The following is a 6535-nucleotide window of genomic DNA, read 5'->3' on the forward strand; positions in this document are numbered from 1 at the left end:
CGCTGACCACAGCGTCAATCAGTCGCATGGCTCAGGTTCCGGCCCCGCTCAGAAAGCGCTCTACCTGCACAAAAGCCTCTCCCAAAGCCGACCCCAGCTCGGGGGAGCGTCCGATCAAATTGCCCACCAGCGGAAAGAGCCGCAGCGCCTGCACGCGCGTGCCCACTCGCGACCACTCCTGCTGCACCAGACGCAGTAGCTCCTCTGCCTCGCCTGCCTCCGCCAGCGCCTGCCCCAGGGCCAGCAGAACCTGTGCCTGACCCTCCTCGCTGATGATGCCCCCAATCAACTGCCGCCCCTCGGCCCAGATCTGATGTGCCCGCTCCCGCTGTCCGGCCTGCGCTAAGACCCGCCCCAGGACTGCTAAGGCCCGCGCCCGCTCCTGATCAAGGCTGATGGCCTTGCTGATCCGCTGCGCCTCCTCCCAATGCCCGGCCTCCGCCAGCGAAGCAACCAGCCTGGCCAGTAGCTCACTCGCCCGCTGACTGTACGGGTAGTGCTTCAGCAGGCGCTCCGCCTCGCCCCACTCCTGGGCGGCAATGAGGGTCTCAGCCAGAACAGCCAACGCCTCAGCCTTCCCACCCTCACCCTCTAGCGCCGCAATCTGCTGCTCGCTCTGCCGCCAATACTGGCGCGCCCGCTCCCGCTCACCAGCGGCGGCAAGCGCTTCGCCCAGGGCGGCCAATAGCTCGGCCCGCTGCTCAGCCCACATGCCCGCAATGAGCCGCTCGCTCTCGCTCCAGCACTCCTCGGCCCGCGCCCGCCGCTCCGGCTCCGACTCCGCCGCCCGCGCATGGCCCTTCCCCAGGATCAGCAGCGCCTGAACTCGCTGGTGCTCCAGCTCAATGGCCCGACAGCAGCGCTCGGCCTCGTCCAGCCGCCCGGCCTTGACCAGCTCATTGACAAGCAGGACCTGGCCATCGGCCCGCTCCCAACCCTCGGGTACGCACTCGACAATGCGAGCCGCCTCTTCCCATTCGCCGGCCTGGGCCAGCTCGCGCGCCAGCGCCTGGTAGCCGTCCGACTGCTCCCAACTGCTGGCCTCTCCGGCAATCAGGGCCTCGGCTTCCTGCCAGAGCCGCCGCGCTCGCTCTCTGGCCCCCGCCAGCGCCTGCAACCGCCCAAGGTAGGCCAGGACCTCGCCCCGCTCCTGACCTTGCACCAGGCTGCGAACCCAGCGCTCGGCCTCGTCCCAGGTCGCGGGGGAAGCGAAGGCGCTCACAAGCGTGAGTGCCGCCTGAATCTGCTCGCGGCTGGCCGGCTGCTTGCGCACCAGACCAACGATCTGCCTCCAGCGCTGCTCGGCTTCGGCCCGCCGCCCCGACTGGCTGAGATCCCGACCCCGGGCAATGAGTACCTGGGCCTGCTGTTGCCAGTCGCCGAGCGTCGTGGCCAGACGCTCCGCCTCCTGCCAGCGCCCAAGCTGGATCAGGCGCTCTATGAGCGGGGCCAGCGCCTCGCGCCGCTCTTCTCCCTCTGGCAGGGTGCGAATGATGGCCTCAGCCTGCCGCCAGCAGCGCTGCGCCTCCTCATGGAGACCCGCCCGCGCCAGCGCCTGACCAAGCTGCACACAGGCTACGCACTGCTCGTCGCCGCTCTCCAGTCGCTCAAGCTCAGCCTCAGCCTGCTGCCAGAGCCGCTGCGCCTCGCGGAGCTGACCACGCGCGGCCCGGGCCAGCCCGAGCCGCGTGAGGGTATGCAGGCGTTCACGTGGGAGCGGGATGCGGAGGCTGTGCCCCTCGGCCTCCTGCCAGCGCCCGGCAGCGGCCAGCGCCTCGGCCAGATGCTGCCGGGCCTCCGCCTGCTGCCTCTCGTCCTCCAGACGCTCGCTGCTGGCTTCGGCTTCCCGCCAACGCCCGCCAGCCGCGCAGGCGCGAACCAGCTCTAGCCACGCTTCTCCTCGCCGCCACTGGTCGGGCACAAGCTCGCAGATCCGCTCGGCTTCGCTCCATTGCTGGGCGCGGGCCAAAGCTCGCACCAGCCCGAGCAGCGCCTTGGCTTGCTGCCTGCCGCCGGAGATGGTGAGCGCCAGCCGCTCCGCCTGCTGCCAGAGCTGCTGCGCTCTCTCCTGCTCGCCGGCCTGGGCCAGCTCGCTCCCCAGCACAGCCAGCGCTTCAGCACGCTGCTGCACGGCGCTTTCGCTGATGGCCTCCACGACCTCGCTGGCCTCAGTCCAGCGCCGGGCGCGGGCCAACGCCTCGACCAGGGTCAGCCGTGCCTCGTCCTGCAGGGTATTGGGGGGCATGGCCTCGATGATTTCCTCGATTTCGGCGCTCTGACCCGCCTCGGCCAGCCCCTCGGCGATCTGCTGCAGGGCCTCGGCACAGAGATCTGCCGGGACTGCGCGCCGCGCCACGCTGAGGGCAGCCCACCAGAGTTGCAGGGCCGGCTCAGTGCAGCCAGCCCGGTAGAGATCCCGCGCCAGCTCGCTCAGCAACGGCGCCAGGCGCTCCGGCTCGCTGCTCTGCCGCGCTACGTCGCAGGCACGCCAGTAGAGCGGCCCGTAGTCGCTCTCAGGCGCCCCCTGCTCCTGAAGCTGGCGCGCGATGGCTACCAGCGCCTCGATCTGCCGCCCGGGATCACTGATGAGATCGGCCAGCCCGATGGCCTCTTGCTGCCGCCCAAGCTGAACGAGCAGGGCGAAGGCTTCCGGCGGATAGCGCTCGGCCTGGCTGCTCAGGCTGCAGCGCAGCAGGGTGTAGTGCCACAGCCGCGGCAGTTGGGCCAGCCCCTCGCTGAAGCTCCAGCCCTCCCAGGCGGCGGCCTGCCGCCCCAAGTCGAGGTCGCTGGCATAGGCGCGGGTGCTCGGATCAAGCTGGCGGATCTTGCTCTGCCCATAGTGACCAGCGTCAAGCAGGGCAAAGAGCCGCTCCCAGGCCCGCCCATAGAAGAGGTGGGCCGCCAGATGCTGACGGGCATAACGCCGACGCGCGGCCTCGTCGGGATCGTGACGCGCCTCTTGCCAGATTAGCTCACTGCCGCCGCGCTCGCACCAGTCAGCCAGCACCCGATGCCAGTGGGCCTCTTCGGCGGCGCTGAACAGGTAGGGACTGGCCGGCTGCTCGGGGTCCTGGCGGAGATAGTCGCGCAGCTTGGGATGGAAGAGGCTGTAGCGCCCGCCGCCGTCGGCGATGAGCAGGCCCCCAAGCTGCTGCAGGGCGTCGCGCACCTGGTAGGTGGGCAGCGGCGCCAGGATCTGGCTGAGCTGCCCCTGCCCCAGCGCTTCGCGGGCGACCAGCAGCAGGCCAAGCAGGGGATAGATGGCGTGCTCCCATAGGGGATGCGGCTTGAGACGATCGATGCTTAGACTGAAGATGTTGGCGGGGTCGCTAGAGAGGCGCTCTCTGAGGGCGTCCGCGGTGAGGGCCGGGTCGCGCTCCAGCGCGCGCGCCGCCAGGTCAAGGTAGAGGGTGTTCTGCTCCATGAAGGCGTAGAGACGGTCGCCCTCGGCGCGCGTGAGCTGCAGGCCACGCTCGCGCAGGAGCTGGTCGAAATCGGCACGGCTGAGCGGCGGCAGGCGATACTCACGCACCGGCCCGCGCTGATGCAGGGCCGGCAGGAGATCGTCGGGCCGGCTGCCCAGCACGAGAACACAGCCCGCCGGCAGTTGCGTGGGGAGAAAGCTCAGGTCGCGTCTGCCACTGGGGTCACGCGGGAGCTGATCAAGACCATCGATGCAGATCAGGACGCGCTCGCCACGGCTGCCCAGTTCGTTGAGGAGGTTCCAGAAAGCGGTCGTCAGGGCGGCGCGACTGGTGCCAGCGACCAGCAGGGGCGTCGGGTCAAGGGCCTGGGCGAAGATGAGACGCGCCAGCAGGTCGCGCAGGAGGGCGACGACGTGGTCGAGGGGCGGGTCAAGCGGCAGGAAGTGGTGCGGGACGCGCTCCGCTCCTTCTTCCTGCACGAGACGGGCGATGAGGCTGCTTTTGCCCTGGCCGGCCTGAGCGCTGATGATCAGATAGCCTCCGCCCGGCTGCAGTTCGGCGATCTGCTGACGAAGGGCGGCCAGCTCGACGCCGCGCCCAACGAAGCCCTCCAGTCGGCTGGCGATGAAGGGCTGATGATCGATGAGCATGGCGCGCAGAGCCTGCTCTTGCTGGGGCAGGAGCTGGCTGGCGCCGGCGGCTTTCTGGCGGCGCCCCCGTAGCTCGCTGATGAGCCGGCGTAGCCCTTCCTCAACAAGATAGAGTCCTTCATCGCGCGAGCGGCTAAGCGGGTGGCCCGGAGGCAGCGCTTCCAGCCGACCAAGCTCGGTATACTTCCAGCCCACGGGACGGACGATGATGGGGACGACGATAACGCCCTCGTCGCGCCGCGCCAGGGCTACCTCCTGGTCGTCGAGACAGTCGGGGTTTTCAAAGAAGTCGGGACTGACCAGCAGCAGGATTAGATCAGCGCTCTCCAGGGCGGCGCGCCTGGCTCGCCGGGTGTCGCTGCCGGCCAGGATCTGCCCCGGCCCCACGATGACGGGCGGCTCTAAACCTGCCCCGCGCGCGGCTATCCGCACCCGTTGCGCAATGCGCTCGCTCCAGGACCGTTCGGCGCTGGCATAGCTGAGATAGACGCGCAAGCTCCCTCTGGCGCCAGCTCCCGGCTGCATGCTGCTCCTCCGGCCTGCCTCAGCTCACGTGAATGGCGATCGGCTACAATAGATCCATAGAGGCAGAAATAGATGGTCCGCTCAGGCCCGACTGACAAAGACTGCCCTGACTGGCTCAGTTCCTTTCCTCGCCCGGCTGACCCGTAACCCGCAGGCTCTTCAGGAAACGGATCAGAGCGCCTCTGAGCCTGGCCCAGGCCACGTCGGCGTTTGCTCTTGTCCCGCAGAACTGCCTGCTTCTTCGCCCAGTATACCATAGATTCGGCCCCGGCGCCATCCAGAGAGTTGGAGCCTCTTGTGTAGAGTAGAGAGAGCATAAACATCAAGACATCCTTCTAGTCCAGGCGAAAATTGTAAAGAAGTTCTTCCACAAATGGCATGATTGAGCTATACTGACAGAAAGATCTTCGCTTATGAGGGTAGAATCGTGCTTCGGCTGCGCATCAAAGAGGTCGCACGTGACAAGGGGATATCCATGAACCAGTTGTCCCAGCGGGCAGAGGTCAGCTATAACATCATCAAGGCCATCTATCGCAATCCCTATCGGCCCACCAACACGGACACCGTTAACCGCATTGCGCACGCTTTGGGGGTGCCGACGACCATCCTGCTGGAAGATGTCTCGGTGGAGGAGATGATCCGCGAACAGCGCGCCCTGGCGGCGGAGCTGGCGGTGCCCCAGCGGCCAGGACGCTGGCCCCGCCGCCAGACGCCGTAGCTGCTCTGGGCGAGCGGGACCAGGCAAGTCAATGCCGGACCGGTGCAAAAACTGAGAGTAGAGAAGGAGAAGATGGCGCGCGTGGTCCCGACGCGCCGAGCCAGGCTCGACGCTCCCACCCGCGCCATCTCGCCAAAGATTAGCCGTCGCTGCGTTCGTTCGGGAAAGCGATTGGACCAGAAGGGGGTCTTCGCGCTCTTGCGTGGGCGCTGATAGCAGACGAGATGGAGGTTTAGAGAGTAGGGGTAGAGGAAAAGCGAAGACCCTCTTCAGCAGCAGGATGTCTCAGGAACCGCTCCCACCTCCTTTCAGGGTTGGGTGGATGGACGGCAGGACCAGACTCAGGTAGTTGTGGAGCTGCTCGCAGTTGGCCAGCACCTCATCACGCTCTTTGGAGGCGCCAATCTTGCGGCGCACCAGCTCGGTGAAGGTGGCGATCGCCTCGGTGATCAGCCCCAGCTCGTCCCACCTCAGAAGGATAACCTGCCCGCTGATAATCTGCTCAATCTTGAGCAGGACAAGCTGTATGCGGTTGATGCTGCGATGGCTCACCGGCTGACCAGCCTGGCCCGACTGTAAGTAACGCCCATAAAACAGGAGAATGTACTTGATGGCCTTGAGGTCGTCAGCACCGACTCCCATCATCACCTGCTTCCCCCCCCGTTCCCCTTGCGTCATCACTCACTTCCTTTCTCTACCAGCAACGTGACACTTCCATCAGGCTCCTTCCTTCCTGTCGTTTGTCATCCTATCCCTAGCCTACCATGATTAAGCCGATTAGTCAATAGATATAGCACTAAAAATAAGCGTATAGCGAAAAGCGCATACTGCTATGCTTATAAAAGTATAGAATACCCGAGATTACGATACTCTGGTAAGCTTAAAAAAAACACTGAGGAGAGCGTGTGTTACGCCTGCGTGTGAAAGAGGTAGCACAAGAGAAAGGCATTTCAATGCACCAGCTCTCTCTGCGGGCACAAGTTAGCTATTACATCGTAAGATGGATATTTCATGATCCCTATAGAACGGTCAATACAGACACTCTAAATCGTATAGCTGAGGCGCTCGGCGTGCCCGTTACGGATATTATTGAAGACGTGCCGAAGTGGCAGGCCGAAGAGGAGCGGAAGCGGCTCAAAAGCCTGCCGGAGGACAGCTAGCGTCTCCTCACTTGAGCGCTTGACCGTAGGGTTGCAACACCAGACATCCGCTCAACA

At 65.5% G+C, this 6535-nt stretch carries 5 protein-coding genes; 3 read left to right on the plus strand and 2 right to left on the minus strand.

The window, feature by feature from the left end:
- Positions 1-31 precede the first annotated feature (31 nt).
- A complete protein-coding gene (locus tag IRZ31_RS19295; RefSeq protein ID WP_297156734.1) occupies positions 32-4600 on the minus strand; it encodes an NACHT domain-containing protein in 4569 nt (1522 codons plus the stop codon).
- A 427-nt stretch (positions 4601-5027) separates the two neighbouring features.
- Between IRZ31_RS19295 and IRZ31_RS19300 the strand changes: the two genes are divergently transcribed.
- A complete protein-coding gene (locus IRZ31_RS19300; RefSeq protein WP_297156737.1) occupies positions 5028-5318 on the plus strand; it encodes a helix-turn-helix transcriptional regulator in 291 nt (96 codons plus the stop codon).
- 72 nt (positions 5319-5390) lie between these two features.
- Positions 5391-5531 carry a hypothetical protein gene (locus IRZ31_RS19305; protein ID WP_297156741.1) on the plus strand — a complete coding sequence of 47 codons (141 nt, stop codon included), beginning with the start codon at positions 5391-5393 and terminating at the stop codon, positions 5529-5531.
- 72 nt (positions 5532-5603) lie between these two features.
- On the opposite strand, the gene IRZ31_RS19310 is transcribed toward IRZ31_RS19305, so the two are convergent.
- Positions 5604-5996: a hypothetical protein gene (locus tag IRZ31_RS19310; protein ID WP_297156744.1), complete on the minus strand. Its 393-nt coding sequence runs from the start codon at positions 5994-5996 to the stop codon at positions 5604-5606.
- Between the two features lie 227 nt (positions 5997-6223).
- Here IRZ31_RS19310 and IRZ31_RS19315 point away from each other — a divergent pair, with 227 nt between their 5' ends.
- On the plus strand, positions 6224-6478 hold the full coding sequence (locus IRZ31_RS19315) for a helix-turn-helix transcriptional regulator (RefSeq protein ID WP_297156748.1): 255 nt from the start codon (positions 6224-6226) through the stop codon (positions 6476-6478).
- Positions 6479-6535: the final 57 nt, after the last annotated feature.

It is taken from the genome of Thermogemmatispora sp., assembly GCF_019683635.1.
In the GTDB taxonomy this organism is placed as follows: Bacteria; Chloroflexota; Ktedonobacteria; order Ktedonobacterales; family Ktedonobacteraceae; genus Thermogemmatispora.

Coding starts and splice junctions, on each gene's coding strand:
- IRZ31_RS19295 (WP_297156734.1), bottom strand. CDS start 4,600: ATGCAGCCGGGAGCTGGCGCCAGAGGGAGCTTGCGCGTCTATCTCAGC.
- IRZ31_RS19305 (WP_297156741.1), top strand. CDS start 5,391: ATGGCGCGCGTGGTCCCGACGCGCCGAGCCAGGCTCGACGCTCCCACC.
- IRZ31_RS19310 (WP_297156744.1), bottom strand. CDS start 5,996: ATGACGCAAGGGGAACGGGGGGGGAAGCAGGTGATGATGGGAGTCGGT.